Annotated in this window: 18 protein-coding genes; 9 read left to right on the top strand and 9 right to left on the bottom strand. The window is 47.5% G+C overall.

Going from position 1 to position 20,664, the window contains the following annotated elements; genetic code table 11:
* Positions 1 to 386: 386 nt before the first annotated feature.
* From R7E00_RS02355 to R7E00_RS02325, 7 genes are all read right to left on the bottom strand, one after another.
* Positions 387 to 1,145, bottom strand: a complete 759-nt coding sequence (locus R7E00_RS02355; protein ID WP_005373217.1) for an SDR family oxidoreductase — start codon at positions 1,143 to 1,145, stop codon at positions 387 to 389.
* 9 nt (positions 1,146 to 1,154) lie between these two features.
* Positions 1,155 to 2,051 (bottom strand): 3-hydroxyisobutyrate dehydrogenase, encoded by an 897-nt coding sequence (gene mmsB / locus R7E00_RS02350; protein ID WP_017633668.1) that lies wholly within the window; start codon positions 2,049 to 2,051, stop codon positions 1,155 to 1,157.
* Between the two features lie 19 nt (positions 2,052 to 2,070).
* A complete protein-coding gene (locus R7E00_RS02345) occupies positions 2,071 to 3,201 on the bottom strand; it encodes an enoyl-CoA hydratase/isomerase family protein (protein ID WP_258500614.1) in 1,131 nt (376 codons plus the stop codon).
* A gap of 10 nt (positions 3,202 to 3,211) precedes the next feature.
* Positions 3,212 to 3,988 (bottom strand): enoyl-CoA hydratase, encoded by a 777-nt coding sequence (locus R7E00_RS02340; protein ID WP_017633670.1) that lies wholly within the window; start codon positions 3,986 to 3,988, stop codon positions 3,212 to 3,214.
* Positions 3,989 to 4,037: 49 nt separating this feature from the next.
* Positions 4,038 to 5,192 carry an acyl-CoA dehydrogenase family protein gene (locus R7E00_RS02335; RefSeq protein WP_006741037.1) on the bottom strand — a complete coding sequence of 385 codons (1,155 nt, stop codon included), beginning with the start codon at positions 5,190 to 5,192 and terminating at the stop codon, positions 4,038 to 4,040.
* Positions 5,193 to 5,287: 95 nt separating this feature from the next.
* Entirely contained in the window at positions 5,288 to 6,781 is a 1,494-nt protein-coding gene (locus tag R7E00_RS02330; protein ID WP_005382664.1) for a CoA-acylating methylmalonate-semialdehyde dehydrogenase, read from the bottom strand.
* A 70-nt stretch (positions 6,782 to 6,851) separates the two neighbouring features.
* A complete protein-coding gene (locus R7E00_RS02325; protein ID WP_161441002.1) occupies positions 6,852 to 8,030 on the bottom strand; it encodes a thiolase family protein in 1,179 nt (392 codons plus the stop codon).
* Between the two features lie 209 nt (positions 8,031 to 8,239).
* Between R7E00_RS02325 and R7E00_RS02320 the strand changes: the two genes are divergently transcribed.
* The 7 genes from R7E00_RS02320 to R7E00_RS02290 all read left to right on the top strand — a co-directional run bounded on the left by R7E00_RS02320 (position 8,240) and on the right by R7E00_RS02290 (position 15,869).
* Positions 8,240 to 8,626: a MerR family transcriptional regulator gene (locus tag R7E00_RS02320; protein ID WP_005373242.1), complete on the top strand. Its 387-nt coding sequence runs from the start codon at positions 8,240 to 8,242 to the stop codon at positions 8,624 to 8,626.
* 45 nt (positions 8,627 to 8,671) lie between these two features.
* Positions 8,672 to 9,841 (top strand): isovaleryl-CoA dehydrogenase, encoded by a 1,170-nt coding sequence (locus R7E00_RS02315; protein ID WP_161441001.1) that lies wholly within the window; start codon positions 8,672 to 8,674, stop codon positions 9,839 to 9,841.
* A gap of 114 nt (positions 9,842 to 9,955) precedes the next feature.
* Entirely contained in the window at positions 9,956 to 11,563 is a 1,608-nt protein-coding gene (locus R7E00_RS02310) for a carboxyl transferase domain-containing protein (RefSeq protein ID WP_182015887.1), read from the top strand.
* 105 nt (positions 11,564 to 11,668) lie between these two features.
* Positions 11,669 to 12,451, top strand: a complete 783-nt coding sequence (locus R7E00_RS02305) for an enoyl-CoA hydratase-related protein (RefSeq protein ID WP_182015886.1) — start codon at positions 11,669 to 11,671, stop codon at positions 12,449 to 12,451.
* Positions 12,444 to 14,492, top strand: coding sequence for an acetyl/propionyl/methylcrotonyl-CoA carboxylase subunit alpha (locus R7E00_RS02300; protein WP_262606338.1), 2,049 nt, complete (start codon positions 12,444 to 12,446; stop codon positions 14,490 to 14,492). Before R7E00_RS02305 ends, R7E00_RS02300 begins: the two co-directional genes overlap by 8 nt.
* Positions 14,473 to 15,375 carry a hydroxymethylglutaryl-CoA lyase gene (locus tag R7E00_RS02295; protein WP_213895754.1) on the top strand — a complete coding sequence of 301 codons (903 nt, stop codon included), beginning with the start codon at positions 14,473 to 14,475 and terminating at the stop codon, positions 15,373 to 15,375. Before R7E00_RS02300 ends, R7E00_RS02295 begins: the two co-directional genes overlap by 20 nt.
* 173 nt (positions 15,376 to 15,548) lie before the next feature.
* Positions 15,549 to 15,869, top strand: coding sequence for a DUF1840 domain-containing protein (locus R7E00_RS02290; RefSeq protein WP_025767896.1), 321 nt, complete (start codon positions 15,549 to 15,551; stop codon positions 15,867 to 15,869).
* A gap of 98 nt (positions 15,870 to 15,967) precedes the next feature.
* Here the strand turns inward: R7E00_RS02290 and R7E00_RS02285 are convergent, their stop codons facing one another.
* Positions 15,968 to 16,834, bottom strand: coding sequence for a mechanosensitive ion channel family protein (locus tag R7E00_RS02285; protein ID WP_005373258.1), 867 nt, complete (start codon positions 16,832 to 16,834; stop codon positions 15,968 to 15,970).
* Between the two features lie 334 nt (positions 16,835 to 17,168).
* Between R7E00_RS02285 and R7E00_RS02280 the strand changes: the two genes are divergently transcribed.
* Positions 17,169 to 17,717 carry a sugar O-acetyltransferase gene (locus R7E00_RS02280; RefSeq protein ID WP_025767897.1) on the top strand — a complete coding sequence of 183 codons (549 nt, stop codon included), beginning with the start codon at positions 17,169 to 17,171 and terminating at the stop codon, positions 17,715 to 17,717.
* A gap of 9 nt (positions 17,718 to 17,726) precedes the next feature.
* Here the strand turns inward: R7E00_RS02280 and R7E00_RS02275 are convergent, their stop codons facing one another.
* Positions 17,727 to 19,160 (bottom strand): PLP-dependent aminotransferase family protein, encoded by a 1,434-nt coding sequence (locus tag R7E00_RS02275; protein ID WP_081008266.1) that lies wholly within the window; start codon positions 19,158 to 19,160, stop codon positions 17,727 to 17,729.
* Between the two features lie 136 nt (positions 19,161 to 19,296).
* Between R7E00_RS02275 and R7E00_RS02270 the strand changes: the two genes are divergently transcribed.
* Positions 19,297 to 20,661, top strand: coding sequence for a cytochrome ubiquinol oxidase subunit I (locus R7E00_RS02270; RefSeq protein WP_182015882.1), 1,365 nt, complete (start codon positions 19,297 to 19,299; stop codon positions 20,659 to 20,661).
* The last annotated feature ends 3 nt before the right edge of the window (positions 20,662 to 20,664 follow it).

Genomic DNA, 20,664 nt, shown 5'->3' with positions numbered 1-20,664 from the left:
TTATTTATTATTAAGACAACTGAAGGTTATTCAGTCAGCCTCATATTCCCATGTATTTTGCGCTGAATAATAAATCACCATCTTTAGATGCCGAAATAGTTTTTCGGTCACAATATAACCAATGAGAGTATTTTTTACACACCAAGAATAATGATCTCGTTAGTGAGACAAAAGATCGTCTTAGTTGTGAGTTGATACATTTACATGACAAGCAATATAGAACTAACCATTCACATTAGAAATAGAATAAATTTCTATACCGTTCGATGAGATAACAGTCGACCATGCATCCAATACATTTTTCAGATAGAAGCAATAAAAGAAAGGAGAAAGTGGAAGGAAGCGGACAATCAAGCTCGCTCCCCTTTTTTATGTTGCAGAGGGGGTTACATTCGCATTCCGCCATCGACTTCGAACACTCTTCCGGTCACGAATTCGTTGGTTAACACGTATTTTATGGTCGATGAAATTTCATCCGCCAAACCTAAACGTCCAACCGGAATCATTCCGATTAAACGTTCCATCGCTTCAGGTTTTATTTGGTCTGTCATGGCAGTTTTGATGACACCCGGAGCAATCGCCACTGAGCGAATTCCGAAACGCCCTAACTCTTTCGCCCACACCGTTGCCATGGTGGCTACCGCCGCTTTAGATGCTGAATAGTTGGTTTGACCAATATTCCCGGCACGCGCAACGCTGGATATGTTGATCAGAACCCCTTTGCTATCGGTGTTCAGCATTACCTTGCTCGCTTCACGGCCACACAGGAAAGTGCCTGTTACATTCACATCTAGAACAGACTGAAATTGTTCCAGCGACATCGTGTTAACCTGACCATCTTTGACTTTAATGAACATACCATCACGCATAATACCTGCGTTATTGATAACGCCATTGAGCTGCTTGAAATCTGCCTCAATTTGCTCAAAAGCAGTGCACACCTGCTGTTCGTCAGTCACGTTCGTCACATAAAAACGAGCGGTAACGCCGAGAGATTCACATTCCGCTTTCGTTTCAGCCAGTTGATCTGAATTGAGGTCGATAAGCGCAAGATGAACGCCATTTTCCGCCAGTGACAGTGCCATTTGTTTACCCAGCCCCTGCCCTGCCCCCGTGATCGCAATGACCTTATTTGCTAACTCCATAAGCGCTCCTTAGGCCTGATTTTGCTTTTGGTAGAACTCAAACAAGCTTGAAAAATCTTTTTGCCCGTTGCCCTGACCGTTGTGAAAATTAAACAGATTACGAGCCAAGCTGCCCATTGGCGTTGATGTTTGACTGGCAACCGCCGCTTCCATCGCAAGACCCAGATCTTTAGCCATTAACTGGCTCATAAAGCCGCCTTGATAACCATTGCTTGCAGGCGTATTTTCCATCACACTTGGACAAGGGTTATAAAGCTCTAGCGCCCAGTTACGTCCTGAACTTTGCAACATGATGTCGGAAAGCACTTTGGGATCGAGTCCGTTTTCCATCCCTAAATTGAGTGCTTCACAGGTGCCGCTCATCAAAATGCCCAACATCATGTTATTGCAGATCTTCGCCACCTGACCAGCTCCAGCATCGCCTGCATGGAAGATGTTTTTACCCATGTGGCTAAGCACCGCTCTGGCTTGAACAAAGTTCTCTTGTGAGCCGCCAACAATGAAAGTTAACGTACCTGCTGCTGCGCCCGCAACGCCACCAGATACTGGTGCATCAACAAAACTGATACCAAGTTGCGATGCTTTTTCGCCAACCAAACGAGCAGTCGCCGGATCGATGGTGGAAGAATCAATCAGCAAGGTACCTGATTCGACGCTATCTAAGATGCCATCTTGACCAAGATAAACGCTTTGAACGTGTTGGCTCGCTGGCAGCATAGTGACAACCACGTCAACACCTTGTACTGCCTGCTGAACGGAATCGGCACTTGAAGCGCCCAATGCGGTCAACTCCTCAACTGCGTTTGGGTTCAAATCAAATACTTCGACGTTCAAGCCCGCTTTGAGTAGATTCTTAGCCATAGGCGCACCCATGTTACCAAGGCCAATAAATGCAATTTTGTCCATATCGTATTTCTTCCTTGTACTAAAGTGCCGCTATAGCTACCGACGATGCGGTCAGTGGGTATTCTGCTGAGTCAATTGGCGAGAAGAAGCGCTCCAAAACTTGTGGCGTTACGTCAGAAACCGTGCGATGTTGCCAAGTCGGTTGATTGGTTTTATCAATAATCAGCGCACGAACCCCTTCTCTAAAATCACCTTCTAAGCCACAACGTAGTGTTAGGTTAAATTCCATATCAAAACACGCTTTCAAAGAGAGGTTTTGATACTGCGTTAACTGCTGATAAGTGATACTGAGCGACAACGGACTGCCATAGTTCAGTGACTTCTGCGCATTGACGAACCACTTGCTATCAACGTTAGCACGGCTGATTGCATCAACAATTGACGCTAAGTCACCCGAACATAACTGCTCAATCAATTCCGCATAGGGCATCAACATCCCTTCGGTTGGCTCGTCCACGTGTACCGAACGCAGCGTAGTGGCGATTTTTTCGTTGATGTTCGCTTCACCTTTCCAACTTACCGATGCAAGCAGATCCAGCAGCACTTGCTTGTTTTCTGGCTGTGCAATCCATTGGCTTAACCCCAACGCTTTCATATCTGTTGCGTTAATTTGGCAAGCAGTCAAACTTAAGAACAGTGCCAAATGTTTTGGCAACTGGTTCAGGAAGTACGTCGCGCCTACATCTGGGTAAAGGCCAATTTTAATCTCTGGCATTGCAAAGCGTGTGGTGGTTGCTGCTACGCGATGGCTGGCACCCATAAACAGGCCAACTCCCCCGCCCATCAAATAACCATGTCCCCACGCGATGATCGGTTTTGGATAAGTATGAATAAGATGGTCACAGCGATATTCGAGGTCAAAGAAGGTTTCCATCGCTGAAAACGCAGAATCAAAGTCTTGCTCTTTGTTTTCAAGTGCACGGTAGATCGCTTGAATATCACCACCAGCACAAAACGCTTTTTCACCTTGAGCATGCAAGAATACCGCGATGACGCTGTCGTCCGTTTGCCATTCATTAAGCTGTTTGTACAACTTCTCAATCATCACGTAACTCAACGCGTTGAGAGCTGCTGGGTTATCAAGCTCTAGCACACCAATAACAGAGCCATCTGCGCACTCAAGTTTTGAAACATTTACTGTACCTGTCATTTAGCCTCCGCTAGCTGTTTGTCCATTGTGGCTTGCGCTTTTGCAAAAACGCATTCACACCCTCAGTCTGATCTTGTGTATTGAACAGCTGTAAAAACAGTTCACGCTCCAAAACCAATCCAGCTGCATGAGTTTGGCTGCGTCGACCTTGAATGAGCGTTTTGCACGCAGACACAGATTTCGGTGATTGACCTGCAACACGCTGTGCTAGCTCCATAGCCGCTTCGAGTGCTTGACCTTTCGCCACCACCTCTTCGACTAACCCAATTTTTTCCGCTCGCTCGGCCGTCACACGCTCGCCACACAGGATCATACGCTTCGCCCAACCTTCACCTACCAACGCGGTCAGGTTTTGCGTCCCACCCGCACACGGCAACAAACCTACCGATGCTTCAGGAAGTGCCATTTGTACTTGTTCTTCTGCGATACGAATGTCACACGCCATCGCCACTTCCAGACCGCCGCCCATCGCATAGCCATTAATCGCTGCGATAGAAACCCCATCGAATGCAGAAAGCGCTTCAAACGCTTCACCAAATGCGAACGCCATGTTTGCTGCTTGTGATTTATCACCCGATGCAAAGTTATTAAGATCTGCTCCAGCAGAAAAGAATTTCTCGCCTTCGCCTGTTAAAACCAACGCATAAATAGAGCGATCATTACTAAGTTCAATTGCCAACTCTTTTAGCTGATTCAAAGACTCAAGCGTCCAAGTGTTCGCTGGCGGATTACTAATCGTGAGCTTGGCAATATGCGCTTCGCGCTCTAATTTGATTTGTGCCGTCATAATCTTTCAGTCCTTTTTAATTTCTTTAGGTAAGGCTGTGTCTCGCTGACTAAAGCAGCTCAACGCCTTCCGTTAGTAATCGTCTTGCGACGATCAGACGCATGATTTCGTTGGTACCTTCAAGGATTTGGTGAACACGAACGTCTCGGAAATGGCGCTCGACTGGATATTCTTTGATGTAGCCATAGCCACCGTGAATTTGCAGCGCCTGATCGCAGACTTTAAAGCCCACATCAGTAGCAAAGCGTTTTGCCATGGCACAGTACGCACTTTTTTCTGCGTGCTGGGCATCGAGTTTAGCGGCAGCGAGTCGCACCATTTGACGCGCAGCGACCAGCTCAGTCGCCATATCAGCAAGCTTGAACTGCAACGCTTGAAATTGCGCCAGTGAACGGCCGAACTGTTTGCGTTCGTTCATGTATTGCTTGGCTTCGTTCAGTGCTTGTTGCGCAGTACCGACGGAACAAGTAGCGATATTGATTCGACCACCATCAAGGCCAAGCATGGCGAACTTAAAGCCTTCTCCCTCTTCACCCAACAGATAGTCAGCCGGAATACGAACATTTTCGAAGGTAATCATGCGAGTTGGCTGGCAGTTCCAACCCATTTTGGCTTCTTTTTTACCGTAGCTAATGCCTTCGCAATCAGCAGGAACAACGAATGCAGAAACGCCACTCGCTCCTTCACCACAGGAACGCGCCATCACGACTAATACATCTGTATCACCGGCACCCGAGATAAACACTTTTGCGCCATTGAGAACAAACTCATCGCCATCACGCACTGCGCTAGTCGTTAGAGAAGCGGCGTCAGAGCCGGCATTAGGTTCGGTTAAACAGTAGGAAGCGAGCTTTTCACCCGAAATTAGATCCGCGCTAAATTGCTGCGCCACTTCGGCTTTGGCAAAGCTGGTGATCATCCACGTCGCCATGTTGTGAATGGTCATAAACGCAGTAGTCGCGGTACAACCCATAGCCAACTGCTCGAAAATGATCGCCGCATCCAAACGAGATAACCCCAAGCCACCGTGCTCTGGTGGCGTGTAGATACTCAAAAAGCCCAGCTCACCCGCCTGACGCAGTACATCTTTAGGGAAGTGATGGTTTTCATCCCACTCGGCCGCGTGCGGCGCTAACATTTGGTCTGCAAACTGCTTTGCTACTTCGGCAAACGCGAGTTGATCTTCGTTTAATTCAAAATCCATCTTGAAGTCCTAAGGTCTGATTCGTTGCATTTGTATCCGAGCCAAGCCCTCTAAAAGGATGAAGGGCTTGGCTAGAGGTGTCGCTAATCCAGTAATTAGCTAAGTTGAATAGTCATGTTTGGACCGCTTGGAATGTCATCTTCAAACCAACGCGCGGTGACAGTTTTCGTCTCGGTGTAGAAGCGAACCGCTTGTTTACCGTAAGCATGCAGGTCGCCGTAGAAGCTGCCTTTCCACCCAGTAAACGAAAAGAACGGCAATGGCACCGGAATCGGTACGTTGATTCCTACGTTACCTACTTCGATATTGTGTTGATACTTTCTCGCGGCAGCGCCGTTCGCCGTGAAAATAGACGTACCATTACCAAAGCGGTTTGCATTGATCAGTTCAATCGCTTCATCTAGGTCATCCACTTCCATAGTTAACAGTACAGGCCCGAAAATTTCTTCCTGATAAATCGACATGTCTGTGGTCACGTTGGTAAACAGTGTTGGCCCCACCCAGTTACCGTTCGGGAAGCCAGGTACTTGGCAGTCTGTCCCGTCCAGAACACAATTCGCGCCTGACGCTTTGCCTTCATTAATCAGATTCACCACTCGCTGCTTCGCTTGAGGGCTAATCAGTGGACCATAACCGGCGGTTTCATCATCCCACGCGCCAGGCTGAACCTGAGCTAACGCCTCTTTAAGCTCTGGAATCCATTCTTTGGTTTCGCCGACAAATACGGCAACCGAAATCGCCATACAGCGTTGGCCTGCAGCACCAACTGACGCGCCAACTAGGTTATTGATGACTTGCTGTTTGTTTGCATCCGGCATGATGACCATGTGGTTCTTAGCACCTGCAAATGACTGCACGCGTTTCAGGTTGTCTGTACCTGTTTTGTAGATGTACTCACCAACGGGCACAGAGCCAACAAAAGAGATCGCACGAACGACTGGATCAGTCAGAATGCGGTCGACTTGCTCTTTGGTCCCGTGAACAACTTGCAATACGCCTTTTGGTGCACCAGCTTGTTCAAATAGCTCTGCCAATTTCATTGCAGTCAGCGGAACTTGTTCCGAAGGTTTTAGAATAAAGGTGTTGCCACAAGCGATCGCCATCGGGAACATCCACAATGGGATCATCGCAGGGAAGTTAAAGGGTGTGATGCCAGCACAAACACCGAGCGGTTGAATGTAAGAGTAACCATCAATATTGGTCGCGACGTTTTCCACCGTTTCGCCCATCATTGAGCTACAAATGTTCGCCGCTTGTTCTACGACTTCAATCCCACGCCAAATGTCACCCTTTGCATCCGCGAGGGTTTTGCCTGTCTCACTTGAAAGCAGTATCGCCAACTCATCGTGTTGCTCTTTTAGCAGATGTTGGTAACGCAACATCAATCTAGCACGCTCCGGCGCTGCAACTTCTTTCCAGCGTTTGAACGTTTCTGTTGCGCTGGCAATCGCCGCATTCATTTCCGATTCCGTGGCACAAGGTACTTGTGCAATCACTTCGTTGGTTGCCGGGTTGGTTACATCTAGCCATTGTTTTGAATCGGAGATGGCGAATTCACCACCGATATACTGCTTTACTTGTTCTGTCATGATGACATCCTTGTATTTTTCAGCTTGTTACTGACTACTGTTATGTAAGTGAAACTTTGTTGAGAGTGATTTAGCAGATTTCAATCGCGATAGCGGTAGCTTCGCCGCCGCCAATACAAAGCGATGCAACGCCACGCTTACCACCAGTTTGTTTTAGCGCATGAATCAAAGTGACAAGGATTCGATTGCCACTTGCGCCTATTGGATGCCCCAGCGCACAAGCCCCTCCGCGAGGGTTCACTTTGCTCTCGTCCAGTTCGAGAGCTTTCACCGCGTATTGAGTCACGACAGCAAAAGCTTCATTGATTTCCCAAAGGTCCACGTCTGATTTGTCCCAGCCCGTTTTTTCCAGCAGCGATTCAATCGCGAAGACTGGTGCGATGGTGAACTCATCAGGCTGTCTTGCATGCGTGCTGTACGCGACAATTTTGGCTAGAGGCTGAAGGTTTTCCTGACGACCAAACTCACTATCGACTAAGATCATTGCCGACGCACCATCCGAAATGGAACTAGAGTTTGCTGCGGTTACGCCGCCATCTTTGGCAAACGCAGGGCGTAAGGTAGGAATTTTAGTGACGTCGAGTTTGCTCGGTTGCTCATCATCTACAACCAAGGTTTCGCCGCGCCGACTTTTTACGTTAAAAGGCACGATCTCTTCTTTGAACAAACCTTGTTCGATTGCTTGCTGCGCACGAGTCAACGACTGTTGCGCCCAGGCATCCATACTTTCACGGCTGAACTGATACTTTTGCGCCGTCTGTTCTGCAAAGACACCCATCAGCTCGCCTTGGTAGGCATCCTGCAACCCGTCATAAAACATGTGATCAAGCACTTGCTCGTGACCTAAACGGAAACCATCACGCGCTTTCTTTAATAGATAAGGAGAAGACGACATGTTTTCCATGCCACCAGCGATGACAGCATGCGCATTACCAGATTGAATAAGGTCATATGCCAGCATCACGGTTTTCATACCCGATCCACAAACTTTGTTCAGTGTCGTACAACCAATCGATTGTGGCATTTCAGCTTTAAGGCTTGCTTGTCTTGCAGGCGCTTGCCCCACACCGGCGGGTAAAACGCACCCCATCAACACTTCGTCTATTTTGTGCACATCGAGTTGGCTTTCGGCTAGCGCCCCTTGAATGGCTTTCGCACCGAGTTCCGTGACATCTGTTGAAGCTAATGCACCTTGAAAAGAGCCGATAGGCGTTCGCTTAGCGGCAACAATCCATGTTTCATTTTTCATTCCATTAACCTTTTGTTGACGTTTACGTCATAACTATACTAACATTTACGTTAACGTCAAGTTTGAGGTTATTGTTTGTTAGAGTGATTCTTTGATTTCGAGTAAATGCGAGTGATATCAAGGCTCAAGAGTGGATGTTGTTTGTTTACTTTAACGTTAACGAATTGTATATTCATGTAAATGTTATACGAAAGTCGTAAGGTTAAGGAATGAACACATTTAAGATCAGCGAGCTCGCGAAAGAGTTCGACATTACTACTCGAAGCATTCGCTTCTACGAAGATTTAGGTCTCCTAACTCCAGAACGTAAAGGCAACACTCGAATCTACAATGGTCGCGATCGAATTCGACTAAAGCTGATTTTGCGAGGTAAGCGATTGGGCTTTTCTCTTGCAGATATCAAAGAGTTATTTGAACTCTACGATACCGATCAAAGTACTGAGCAGTTGAACTATATGATTCGGTTGATCGAAGAGAAGAAGGCAGCATTGCAACAGCAAGCAAACGACATTCAAGCGGTAATGATGGAGTTAAATGCTGCGCAGTTGCGATGCCAAAACACACTGAGATCCATGAAAGGCGAAAAAGTCACCTAACACCTCAACTCTGGGATGTAGGTGACGTAAAGGCAAGGACACGCAATGAAATCTACCTACTCTTCCCTGAACTTTGTTTATGACGAAAATACCGATTTGCTTCGCGAGCAAATCAATAGTTTTGCTGCAAGAGAAATTGCGCCGCTAGCGCAATCTATCGACCAAACTAACGACTTTCCAAACCATCTTTGGTCCAAATTAGGTGACATGGGTCTTTTAGGTGTGACCACCAGCGAACAGTTTGGTGGTGCAGGCATGGGCTATCTCGCCCACGTTATCGCTATGGAAGAAATCAGCCGAGCATCCGCTTCGGTTGCGTTAAGTTACGGCGCTCACTCCAACCTTTGCGTCAACCAAATCCACCGTAACGGCACACAAGCGCAAAAAGAGAAATACCTACCTAAGCTCATCTCCGGTGAACATATCGGCGCCCTTGCAATGAGTGAACCCGGCGCCGGCTCTGATGTGGTCTCTATGCAGCTTAAAGCCGAACGTAAAGGCGATATTTTCCTGCTAAACGGCAACAAAATGTGGATCACAAACGGCCCTGATGCACACACCTATGTTGTCTACGCAAAAACCGACCCAAGCCAGCACTCCAAAGGCATCACGGCATTTATTGTGGAACGCGGATTCCCTGGATTTACTCAAGCACAAAAACTCGACAAGTTGGGTATGCGCGGCTCGAATACGTGTGAGCTGGTCTTCCAAAACTGCGAAGTCCCTGCGGAAAATATTCTCGGCGAAGAAAACCAAGGCGTGAAAGTATTGATGAGCGGCCTCGACTACGAACGTGTGGTGCTTGCAGGCGGCCCAATTGGCATCATGCAGGCGTGTATGGATATCGTTGTGCCTTACATTCACGACCGTAAACAGTTCGGTAAATCCATCGGTGAATTCCAGCTAGTTCAAGCAAAAATCGCGGATATGTACACACAAATGAATGCCGCTAAAGCGTATGTTTACGCCGTCGCTGCCGCTTGTGATCGCGGTGAAACCACACGTAAAGATTCTGCTGGCGCGATCCTCTACAGCGCAGAGCTGGCAACCAAGATGGCACTGGATGCGATTCAACTACTTGGCGGTAACGGCTACATCAACGAGTTTGATACGGGCCGTTTGTTGCGAGATGCCAAGCTGTATGAAATCGGTGCGGGCACTTCAGAAATTCGCCGCATGCTTATTGGTCGCGAATTGTTTAACGAAAGCGCCTAATCAACATACCTAGGCGTTCTGAATCTAAATAAATTCCTTATTCAACCTAAATCTTATTCAACATAGATAAAGGCGGGTGGTGTCACCCGTCTACCGAATGGAGATCGGCTATTTATGGCTTGTTTGACGACCAATATTAATACCCATTCAGAGCAGTATCAGGAAAACTACCGCTCTATGGCGTCACTTGTAGATCAACTTTATACCGTGACTGCCCTAATAGAAGATGGTGGCGGTGAGAAAGCCCGCGAGCATCAGCAGAAGAAAGGCAAACTTCCGGTACGTGAGCGCATTCTTGCCCTACTCGACCCTGGTTCGTCCTTTCTAGAAATTGGTCAATTTGCTGGCTGGGATGTGTATCCAGATTACGTTCCATGTGCTGGAGTGGTTGCCGGTGTGGGTGTAATTGACGGCACCGAGTGTATGATCGTTGCCAACGACGTGACGGTAAAAGGCGGCAGTTACTACCCACTCACCGTGAAAAAGCACTTAAGAGCACAAGAAATTGCAGAAAAATGCCAACTGCCGTGTGTTTACTTAGTCGACTCTGGCGGCGCTAACCTACCCCGCCAAGATGAGGTATTCCCAGATAAAGACCATTTTGGCCGTATTTTCTACAACCAAGCCCGTATGTCGGCCAAAGGCATTCCACAAATTGCGGTGGTCATGGGGCTATGTACCGCTGGCGGCGCTTATGTTCCTGCGATGTGTGATGTTTCCATCATAGTCAAAGAACAAGGCACGATTTTCTTGGCAGGTCCACCTCTTGTAAAAGCAGCGACAGGTGAAGAAGTCAGCGCGGAAGATCTTGGTGGCGCAGACGTTCACTGTCGCACCTCTGGCGTGGCGGACTATTACGCAGAAAACGACCACCATGCATTAGAGCTAGCAAGACAGGCCGTTTCTCAAATTAACCACTTGAAACCCGTTCAACTCAAGCAAAAAGCACCACAGGAACCACGTTTTCCTGCCCAAGAGCTGTACGGCATCGTCGGAACCGATCTCAAAAAGCCGTTTGATGTTAAAGAAGTCATTGCCCGAATTGTTGATGATTCCCAGTTCGATGAATTTAAAGCCTTGTTCGGCGAAACCTTGGTCTGTGGCTTTGCCCATATTCACGGTATGCCGATTGGCATTGTCGCTAACAACGGCATTCTATTTTCGGAATCAGCACAAAAAGGCGCGCATTTTATTGAGCTGTGCGCACAACGCAAAATTCCTCTGCTTTTCTTGCAGAACATAACGGGCTTTATGGTCGGTCAGAAGTACGAAGCCGAAGGCATCGCAAAACATGGCGCGAAAATGGTAACCGCTGTGGCGTGTGCAGACGTACCGAAGTTTACCGTAGTGATTGGTGGCTCGTATGGCGCTGGGAACTACGGCATGTGTGGCCGCGCTTATGATCCAACCATGATGTGGATGTGGCCAAACGCACGCATCTCCGTCATGGGTGGAGAGCAAGCGGCTGGCGTGATGGCGCAAGTGACCCGCGATATCAAAACTCGCAAAGGTGAAAGCTGGAGCGCGGAGGAAGAAGAAGCGTTCAAAAGTCCTATTGCGGAGCAATATCAGACTCAAAGCCATGCATACTACGCCAGTGCTCGTTTGTGGGACGACGGCATTATTGACCCTGCGAAAACCCGTGATGTTGTCGGCATTGCTCTGTCTGCTGCGCTTAATGCGCCGATACCAGACAGCAAATTTGGCATCTTCCGTATGTAGTCGGATGCAAGGCAAACCTTAACTCCTCGCGAATACCGATGTTTATACAAGTAACGGTTAGCGAGTATTGGAATACAGACTGAAATGTCAGACAAAGGAAGTCACATGACCGGACTACTGCTCGAAAAAGACAGCAATGGCGTTGCCTGGTTGAGCCTCAATCGACCAGAGAAACACAACGCGTTTAATGATGAATTAATTGCTTCACTTATCGAAATCTTGGAAAAACTTGATAGAGACGACTCTCTACGTGCATTGGTACTAACGGCGCAAGGGAAACACTTTTCTGCGGGTGCGGATCTTGGCTGGATGCAGTCAATGGCCGCCAAAACCGAAAGTGAAAACCTGCAAGATGCACAGCAACTAGCAAAACTTTTGCATACGCTGGATACCTTTAGCAAACCAACCATTGCTATGGTGCATGGCGCTGCATTTGGCGGCGCACTTGGGCTTATCTGCTGCTGCGATATCGCTATTGGTACACCTGAAAGCCGCTTCTGTTTGAGTGAAGTGAAGCTCGGTTTGTTACCCGCCACCATCGGACCTTACGTAATCCGAGCGATTGGACAACGACAAAGCCGACGCTACTTTTTAACCGCGGAACTGATTGATGCCGAAACCGCACTATCGATGAGTATTCTTCATCAGATAGACGCTCAACCACGTGAAGCCGTCAATCGCACCATTGATCACCTGCTTAACAACGGTCCACAAGCCATGCAGGCAGCAAAAACGCTCTGCTTACGTTGTGACAATCAACCTATCGAGCATTCATTAATTGAATACACCAGCCAAGCTATTGCAACCGCCCGCGTGTCCGCAGAAGGACAAGAAGGACTGAGTGCATTTTTTGAAAAGCGCGCCGCCAATTGGAGGAATCATGTTTAAAAGAATACTGATCGCAAACCGCGGTGAAATTGCCTGCCGAATCATTAAAACCGCAAAAAGCATGGCTATAGAGACGGTTGCCGTCTATTCCGAAGCGGATCGCAGCAGCTTACATGTTAAACAAGCGGATTTCGCTGAATTCATTGGCCCCGCTCCGGCGAGTGAATCGTATCTCGATATCGATGCGATTATCGGCGCTGCGAAAAAATGGCAAGCCGATGCTATCCACCCTGGGTATGGTTTTCTTTCCGAGAACCCGAAACTGGCGAAAGCGTGCAGCGAAAATGGCATTGTTTTTATTGGCCCTTCCACCAGCGCAATTGAAGCAATGGGTTCGAAGTCGCAAGCCAAAGCCATCATGTCAGAGGCGAACGTACCATTGGTTCCGGGCTATCACGGCACAGACAACAGCATAGAGCATTTATTAGCAGAAGCGGAAAAAATCGGTTACCCAGTGATGCTTAAAGCAACCCAAGGGGGCGGCGGTAAAGGCATGCGAGTGGTCAATAGCGCAGCCGAAATGCCTCTGGCCATCGACGGTGCGCAGCGTGAAGCACTTTCAAGCTTTGGCGATAAGCAGCTTCTAATCGAAAAATGTATATTGCAGCCTCGCCACGTTGAAGTTCAGGTATTTGCTGACCAACATGGCAACTGTGTCTATCTTTCTGATCGCGATTGCTCCATTCAACGCCGTCACCAAAAAGTAGTCGAAGAAGCACCAGCTCCCGGTCTTAGTGATGCACTGCGTAAACAAATGGGTGAAGCTGCGGTTCAGGCCGCTCAAGCGATCGACTATGTTGGCGCTGGCACGGTGGAGTTCTTGCTCGATAGCCGCGGTGAGTTTTACTTCATGGAGATGAATACCCGTCTGCAAGTTGAACACCCTGTTACTGAATTGATCACCGGTGTTGATTTGGTGGAGTGGCAATTAAAAGTCGCAGCTGGCGAGCATTTACCTATTTCGCAATCTGAAATCACCCACAACGGTCATTCAATTGAGCTGCGAATTTACGCAGAAGATACAGACAATGACTTTATGCCGTCGACTGGCCGCATTGATTACTTAAAAGAACCCGTATCAGACAGTAGTGTGCGCCTAGCGTGCGTACGCGTTGATAGTGGTGTTACCCAAGGCGATAGCATCAGCGAATATTACGATCCAATGATCAGCAAACTGATCGTCTGGGGGCAAACTCGTGATATCGCGCTAAAGCAGCTTAAGCAGGCGTTAACTCAATATCACGTACGTGGCGTAACGACAAACATTGGTTACCTGCACAGCATTGTTTCGCAGCCAGCCTTTGCCGAGATTGAGCTCGATACAGGTTTCCTCGTCACACATCAACAAGGCATAAATGAGCAGCAAGACGTGTCGGATTCAATCTGGCTTACATTGGCGGCGGTTGCTCGCTGGAATGATCTCATTTCAAAATCAGACAGCTCAACGTTACCCGCGCCAACCAAACGAGGTTTTAGACTGTCAGTTGACAACGTTTACCGATTTAACTTCACGGATGCCAAGGCCAACCATCAGGCACGTTTGCAACAATCATCGCAAGATACAGGATCTCACTTCACTGTCCGATGTGGTGAGGAGCTGCATCAGGTTATCCTGCTTGAAAGTGACAACCAGTTTATCGTCGATATTGATAATGTGCGTTACACCTTTAATGCACTTAGCGATGAACAAAGAACAACACTATTTTATCTTGGTCAGCAGCGCACGTTCGCTCATCAACCTAACTTTGACTCTGCAAAAGATGTAGATGATGAACTCAGTCCAACCGCACCACTCAACGGCATAATTTCAGCAGTTATGGTGGCTAAAGGTGACGAAGTGGCGGCGGGCGATCCGCTTTTGGTACTCGAAGCAATGAAAATGGAATACACCATCACGGCTCCGGTCGCAGCAACAGTCGACGAATTGTTTTATCAGCACGGGGACCAAGTACAGCACGGTTCCATACTGCTGAATTTGTCTTTGATATCGGATAACGTCAGTGAAGATAAGGAGCGCGAATATGCTACCAGCGAAGGTTAATATCGTCGAAGTCGGCGCTCGTGATGGTCTGCAAAATGAAACGGCAGTGACGCTGGTTGATAAAATCCGTTTGATTAACCAACTAAGCAGCAGTGGCTTAAAGCATATTGAGGCGGGATCTTTCGTCTCTCCAAGGTGGGTGCCTCAAATGGCCGATTCCGATCAGGTGTTTGCTGGTATCTCAAAAAAGCCTGAAGTGGTTTATAGCGCGCTCACACCAAATCTCGCAGGGTTAGAACGTGCGCTGGAAAGCGGTGTAAAGCGAATTGCGGTGTTTGGCTCCGCTTCAGAAACGTTCAGCCAGAAGAACATCAACTGCAGCATTACCGAAAGTCTCGCTCGATTTGAGCCCGTTATCGAATTGGCGAACCAGCATAACATTCCTGTACGCGGGTACTTGTCTTGTACCATGGTGTGCCCATATGAGGGAGTAATCAAGCCAGAGCAAACTACCAAGGTCGCCAATACGTTGTTTGATATGGGATGTTATGAGATTTCGCTCGGTGATACTGTCGGTAAAGCAACGCCTAATCGCGTTATCGCCATGCTGGATTCGTTGTTAACGCTACTGCCAAAAGACGCGCTCGCAGTACATTTTCATGACACTTATGGGCAAGCATTAGCCAATATCTATCAAGCCTTGTTAATGGGCATCAACACCATTGATAGCGCAGTAGCGGGGCTCGGCGGCTGCCCTTACGCGAAAGGAGCCAGTGGTAATGTTGCAACGGAAGATGTACTTTATCTGTGTGAGCAACTTGGGATTGAAACAGGCGTTGACCTTAGCGTCATCAATGAAGCGGGTTGGCAAATTTGCCGTGCGTTAGGAAAGTCTCCTGCTTCTAGGGTCGCATTGGCTCTAGGCGATCCGTATAGCTTGTAAATCATCAACAACCAATCAGGTAATGTATTTCAACGGGCATGCAGACGTACGTGCCCGTTTTTTATTGTTACTCATAAAAACCTTAACTCTCAACGGTCTTCATCACATTAATTAGTGCCTGATTTCAGCTACAATTTAGTTTCAAAGCGAACGTATAAAACAGGATCAGGTAAATGCTCATAACATTTCGTTGTCGAAGCCACTCAAACGTCACAATGTTTGGTGATATTGCATTAGATATGCTCAAAATGATGGGTCACAGCGGCACGGTGCCGGGATCAATTTCCGCTCAAGATGTTCCTGACGCGTTATCAAGATTAACTTCTGCTCTATCTGCGAAAAATGCAGCTGAAGAAAATCTCCATACTGATGTAGACGAGGAGGAAGAACAAGCAGAGCCCGCGGTAAGCCTAGGACGCAGAGCGTTTCCACTGATTGAGTTGCTAAAATCAGCAATCAAAGAAGAATGCGAAGTCATGTGGGACAACCAATAACGCCTTCAAACTGGTTTCTAACGAGGTGAATCCGTGTTGTGACCGCCTCGCTTTGGTTGCTCGACACCAAGATAAGAACACCAATACCGCTTATCGCCCTATCCGTTTCTCTCCCTAGACAACTTGATTTGCCCATCAATGTGCACATCTCGTTGTGGAAACGCGATTTCAATGCCGTGCTTTTCGAAAGCTTCGTAGATTTCAAAACGCATGGCACTTGCGACCGAGCGAATACCGCCCTCAACCGTTGAGTTAATCCAAAAATAAGATTCGAAGATCAAAGCATTGTCACCAAAGTCTTGAAAAAACACATCTGGCGCTGGCGAACTCAGAACTTGCGCTTGCTGCGAAGTCACTTCCGCCATTAAGGCAGCAACCTGTTTGACATCGCTCCCATACGCGACACCGACGACGACAGAGCCACGAACTAATCTGTCGCATAACGTCCAGTTGATCACCACGTTCTCAATCAACTGACTGTTGGGTATGAGCATATGAACACCATCGGTTCGTCTGATTCTCGTTGAGCGTGTATTTATTTGCTCGACAGTGCCTTTGGCGCCCTCAACCTCTAAAAAGTCCCCAATTCGGATTGGCTTTTCACCAATCAAAATCCAGCCACTTATGAAGTTGTTAATGATGTTTTGCGCACCAAAACCGAAGCCGATAGCGATGGCACCAGACAGAAAGGCAAACGCGGTAATTGGCACATTTATCATCGAAAGTGTGGTCATAAAAATAATGGCGAGAGCGATGACAAATAATATCCGTTTAACCAAATGAATCACGTTTGGGTCTTTCCCCGATGAAGACATTCTTGACGTAACGGTTTTGATCAAAATTTTCGATAACCATAAAGCGACAATGACCCATGTCGGCACCATCAATATCGCCCACAACGTGATAGGTTGTTCGTTAAAGGTAAACAGTGTTGTTTCCAAAAATGAAATGACCCGTTCGAACATAAAGTGCTCACTCTTGATTCATCGTTGCCAGCAAGCCAGAGCGCATAAGTCTTATATTTTTAGCCCAATCGATAGCGCAAGCGGCTCAATTAAGTTCTTCTTATTAACTATATTGTAATCTATACAAAACGCTTCGAGTGGTTTCCCACTTTGGCTTCAACCGATTAAGCCATTTAGGGAATACGTCTTTGTGAACTAAACGAGCCAATCAACCAACTGGATACGCAAGGCAAATCAGTGATAACTTTCTGATTTTTAAGCATCAAACTTTCACTTCGAATCACTCTCACCTATTATGCACCTTATTGCAAATAACATTGATGGAATGATTGTTATGTCAGAACTGACTCGGATGCGCTCTGGAGAAACCTATAATTGTCTGGATGAAGAACTAAAGCTAATGCGCGCCAAAACTGCGCAGCTTGTCTTCCAATTTAACCACGAGCCAAACCCAGATATCCGCAGACAACTATTGGCGGAAATGGGCGTCCAATTAAAAAACAGCGCCTGTATAGAGCCACCGCTACAACTTACCTACGGTTGTCACTTGTCCATCGGAGAAAACACCTACATCAACTGGGATGCCATTATTCTGGACAATGGGCAGGTTGAGGTTGGCGCGAACGTCATGATTGGGCCTAGAGTGCAAATTTACACAGCCGCTCATTCACTCGATACACAAAGACGCTTAGCCGGAGATGAGATCGCCAAACCGGTAACAATTGGCAATAACGTTTGGATTGGTGGGGGCGCAATCATACTGCCGGGCGTGACCATTGGCGATGAGGCCGTCGTCGGCGCTGGCTCTGTCGTAACCAAAGACGTTGCGCCGGGCGATCGAGTTGTTGGAAATCCGGCGCGCTCCATTAAACCAAAAAACTGAAGAAAGTCGCTATTTCGCCAAATGCTCGCGAATAATATTAGCGAGCAGATTGAGAGCATGAACATATTTGTCATTGAGCTCAAAAGAAGCGTTAAGACGAATACAGTGATCGTATTGTTCTGTCAGGCTGAACATCTTTCCCGGTGCGATGCTGATATTACCTTTTAGCGCTTCTCGATATATCTGCAAGGCATCAATATGCTTGGGAAGCTCTAACCAAATAAAGTACCCACCGCTTTGGCTTAACACTTTGACTGCTTCAGGTAACAGCTCACTAAGCAGAACCGTCATCTTACTTTTACGTTCAAACAGCTTTTTCCGTAACTGCTTCAAATGAGATTCATAATTGCGGCTTGTTAAATAGTGTACCAATGTCATTTGCACTGGTGCACTCGTCGCTAATGTACTCATTAACTGTAACTTTTGTACCTCTAGCGCCCGCTTTCCCGCCGCAACCCAACCAATACGTAGCCCTGCGATTAACGATTTTGAAAACGAGGAGCACAACATGGTATTGCCCGTGTCATCAAACATTCTTAGTGGGTAAACCGAGTCATTCTCGGCATGCAGTTCGCTGTACACATCATCTTCAATCACTGGCACGTTATATCGCTGTGTCAGCTCAATCAGCTTTTGTTTTTTCTCGTTGGTGAGCGTAAAACCCAGAGGATTTTGGAAGTTCGACATCAGCCAACATGCTTTCACATCGTGTGTTTGCAGCGCTCGTTCCAATGAGTCTAGGTCAATGCCCGTGACTGGGTCTGTTCTTACTGAGAGCGCTTTCAAACCTAACCGCTCTAAGGATTGCAATGCACCATAAAATGCAGGCGACTCCACAACCACCCAATCTCCCGGTCTTGTGCAGGCTTGCAAACTGAGCGTTAACGCCTCCAGCGCGCCTGCCGTAATGACAATTTCATCGGGTGAAATTTCAATGCCTTTCGCAGCATAACGCTTCGCGATGATGGTGCGTAATTGCTCGTTTCCCGGCGGTAAGTTATCAAAGGTGGTGGAAATCGGCATATTGCGAGCGGCTGCGCTCATCGCCCGATTCACGTGATATCGTGGGTACAAACTTGGGTCTGGATAGGCAAAGCCAAAATTGATCATGGATGGATTTTTACTCGCCTGCAGAACATCAAAGATAAACTCATTGATGTCTACCTGCTCAGTCCACGAAACCGCGGCTGGCGCTTGGGGTTCATTTGAGCTCTTAATATTGGGCGCGACTCGATAACCAGATCGCGGCTGTGACGTGACCCAGCCTTGAGATTCCAGAATTTGATACGCGTGCAACACCGTCATCAAGCTCAAACCCGAGTGTTCAGATTGGCGACGCAGCGAAGGCAGCTTGTCACCCGGATGCCATATCCCCGATTTTATCTGCCTTTTAAGCTGTTCCACTAACTCTTGATACTTCGCCAAACGCAAATCCCCTTCCATAAAGCCGAATTCAAAATAATAACACTTCAATATTTAATCTGTTATAGGTTTATAGTCACTGTCTGTACCTACTTCCCTCATTCCGCTCCTTTTAAAATAGCTCTCTCATAAAACTTAAAAGATCAAAGGAAGTTTAATGTTTGGCCTCGACGCATTTATGCTTGCACGGATACAGTTCGCCTTTACGGTATCCTTTCATATTATTTTCCCCGCTATCACCATAGGTTTGGCCACCTATCTCGCCGTGCTGGAAGGCTTATGGCTAAAAACACGTAATCCCGATTACCAAAAGCTCTATCACTTCTGGTCGAAAATTTTTGCGGTTAACTTTGGAATGGGTGTTGTATCTGGTCTTGTCATGGCCTATCAATTCGGCACCAACTGGAGTGGTTTCTCCGACTTCGCTGGTTCTATCACAGGCCCATTACTGACTTATGAAGTGTTAACGGCTTTCTTTCTCGAAGCCGGATTTCTTGGCGTAATGCTGTTTGGGTGGCGTCGCGTCGGCGAAAAGCTGCACTTTTTTGCAACCTCGATGGTGGCGTTAGGAACGATCATTTCGACGTTCTGGATTCTCGCCTCCAACAGTTGGATGCAAACGCCACAAGGCTATGAAATTATCGACGGACGTGTGGTGCCAACCGACTGGTTTGCTATCGTTTTCAATCCTTCATTTCCTTATCGTTTGGCGCACATGAGCGTCGCGGCTTTCGTCAGTTCAGCACTCTTTGTAGGCGCGTCAGCCGCTTGGCATTTATTGAGAGGCAATCAATCGACTGCGGTAAAAACCATGTTTTCGATGTCGCTCGGGATCTTAGTGTTCCTTGCGCCACTCCAAGCCGTGATTGGCGATGTGCACGGGCTAAACACTCTGGAACACCAGCCCGCCAAAATCGCTGCCATCGAAGGACATTGGGATAACAGTGATGGCAAACCAACCCCATTGATATTGTTCGGCATGCCAAACATGGAACAAGAACGCACAGACTATGCCTTAGAAATTCCTGTTTTAGGAAGTTTGATCCTACGCCATAGTTTAACTGAGCCAATCCCGGCGCTGAAAGACTTCCCGAAAGAGGAACGACCGAACTCACCTATCGTCTTTTGGTCATTTCGAATCATGGTCGGGCTAGGACTTCTGATGATTTTACAGAGCTTCTACAGCATATGGTTACGAAAAAAGAACACGCTTTATACCTCGCGTTGGTTCCTCAAGTTTTCATTATTTATGGGGCCATCTGGTCTTATCGCAATACTCGCTGGCTGGTTTACGACAGAGGTTGGTCGGCAACCTTGGGTCGTTTATGGCGTACAAAAAACGCGTGATGCGGTTTCTGCACACGGAGACCTACAAATGAGCATCAGCCTGCTGTGTTTCCTGGTTGTATACAGCTTGGTATTTGGTTTTGGTTATTACTACATGATCCACCAAATCAAGAAAGGCCCCGATGCAATCGAACACGATGAGCACGACATGACGACCGTTTCAGGTCGCATTTAGAAT

Origin of the sequence: Vibrio sp. Vb1755, assembly GCF_033338635.1 — a bacterium.
Lineage (GTDB): Bacteria > Pseudomonadota > Gammaproteobacteria > Enterobacterales > Vibrionaceae > Vibrio > Vibrio alginolyticus.
The sequence above is the reverse complement of the archived record's forward strand: the minus strand, read 5'-3'. Positions and strand labels throughout refer to the sequence as shown.

Bases quoted from the DNA above. Each gene is read 5' to 3' on its own strand.
- R7E00_RS02335 (WP_006741037.1), bottom strand. From the start codon at position 5,192: ATGGATTTTGAATTAAACGAAGATCAACTCGCGTTTGCCGAAGTAGCA.
- R7E00_RS02345 (WP_258500614.1), bottom strand. From the start codon at position 3,201: ATGACAGGTACAGTAAATGTTTCAAAACTTGAGTGCGCAGATGGCTCT.
- R7E00_RS02355 (WP_005373217.1), bottom strand. From the start codon at position 1,145: ATGGAGTTAGCAAATAAGGTCATTGCGATCACGGGGGCAGGGCAGGGG.
- mmsB (WP_017633668.1), bottom strand. From the start codon at position 2,051: ATGGACAAAATTGCATTTATTGGCCTTGGTAACATGGGTGCGCCTATG.
- R7E00_RS02320 (WP_005373242.1), top strand. From the start codon at position 8,240: ATGAACACATTTAAGATCAGCGAGCTCGCGAAAGAGTTCGACATTACT.
- R7E00_RS02340 (WP_017633670.1), bottom strand. From the start codon at position 3,988: ATGACGGCACAAATCAAATTAGAGCGCGAAGCGCATATTGCCAAGCTC.
- R7E00_RS02310 (WP_182015887.1), top strand. From the start codon at position 9,956: ATGGCTTGTTTGACGACCAATATTAATACCCATTCAGAGCAGTATCAG.
- R7E00_RS02295 (WP_213895754.1), top strand. From the start codon at position 14,473: ATGCTACCAGCGAAGGTTAATATCGTCGAAGTCGGCGCTCGTGATGGT.
- R7E00_RS02290 (WP_025767896.1), top strand. From the start codon at position 15,549: ATGCTCATAACATTTCGTTGTCGAAGCCACTCAAACGTCACAATGTTT.
- R7E00_RS02280 (WP_025767897.1), top strand. From the start codon at position 17,169: ATGTCAGAACTGACTCGGATGCGCTCTGGAGAAACCTATAATTGTCTG.
- R7E00_RS02325 (WP_161441002.1), bottom strand. From the start codon at position 8,030: ATGAAAAATGAAACATGGATTGTTGCCGCTAAGCGAACGCCTATCGGC.
- R7E00_RS02300 (WP_262606338.1), top strand. From the start codon at position 12,444: ATGTTTAAAAGAATACTGATCGCAAACCGCGGTGAAATTGCCTGCCGA.
- R7E00_RS02315 (WP_161441001.1), top strand. From the start codon at position 8,672: ATGAAATCTACCTACTCTTCCCTGAACTTTGTTTATGACGAAAATACC.
- R7E00_RS02270 (WP_182015882.1), top strand. From the start codon at position 19,297: ATGTTTGGCCTCGACGCATTTATGCTTGCACGGATACAGTTCGCCTTT.
- R7E00_RS02275 (WP_081008266.1), bottom strand. From the start codon at position 19,160: ATGGAAGGGGATTTGCGTTTGGCGAAGTATCAAGAGTTAGTGGAACAG.
- R7E00_RS02285 (WP_005373258.1), bottom strand. From the start codon at position 16,834: ATGTTCGAACGGGTCATTTCATTTTTGGAAACAACACTGTTTACCTTT.
- R7E00_RS02330 (WP_005382664.1), bottom strand. From the start codon at position 6,781: ATGACAGAACAAGTAAAGCAGTATATCGGTGGTGAATTCGCCATCTCC.
- R7E00_RS02305 (WP_182015886.1), top strand. From the start codon at position 11,669: ATGACCGGACTACTGCTCGAAAAAGACAGCAATGGCGTTGCCTGGTTG.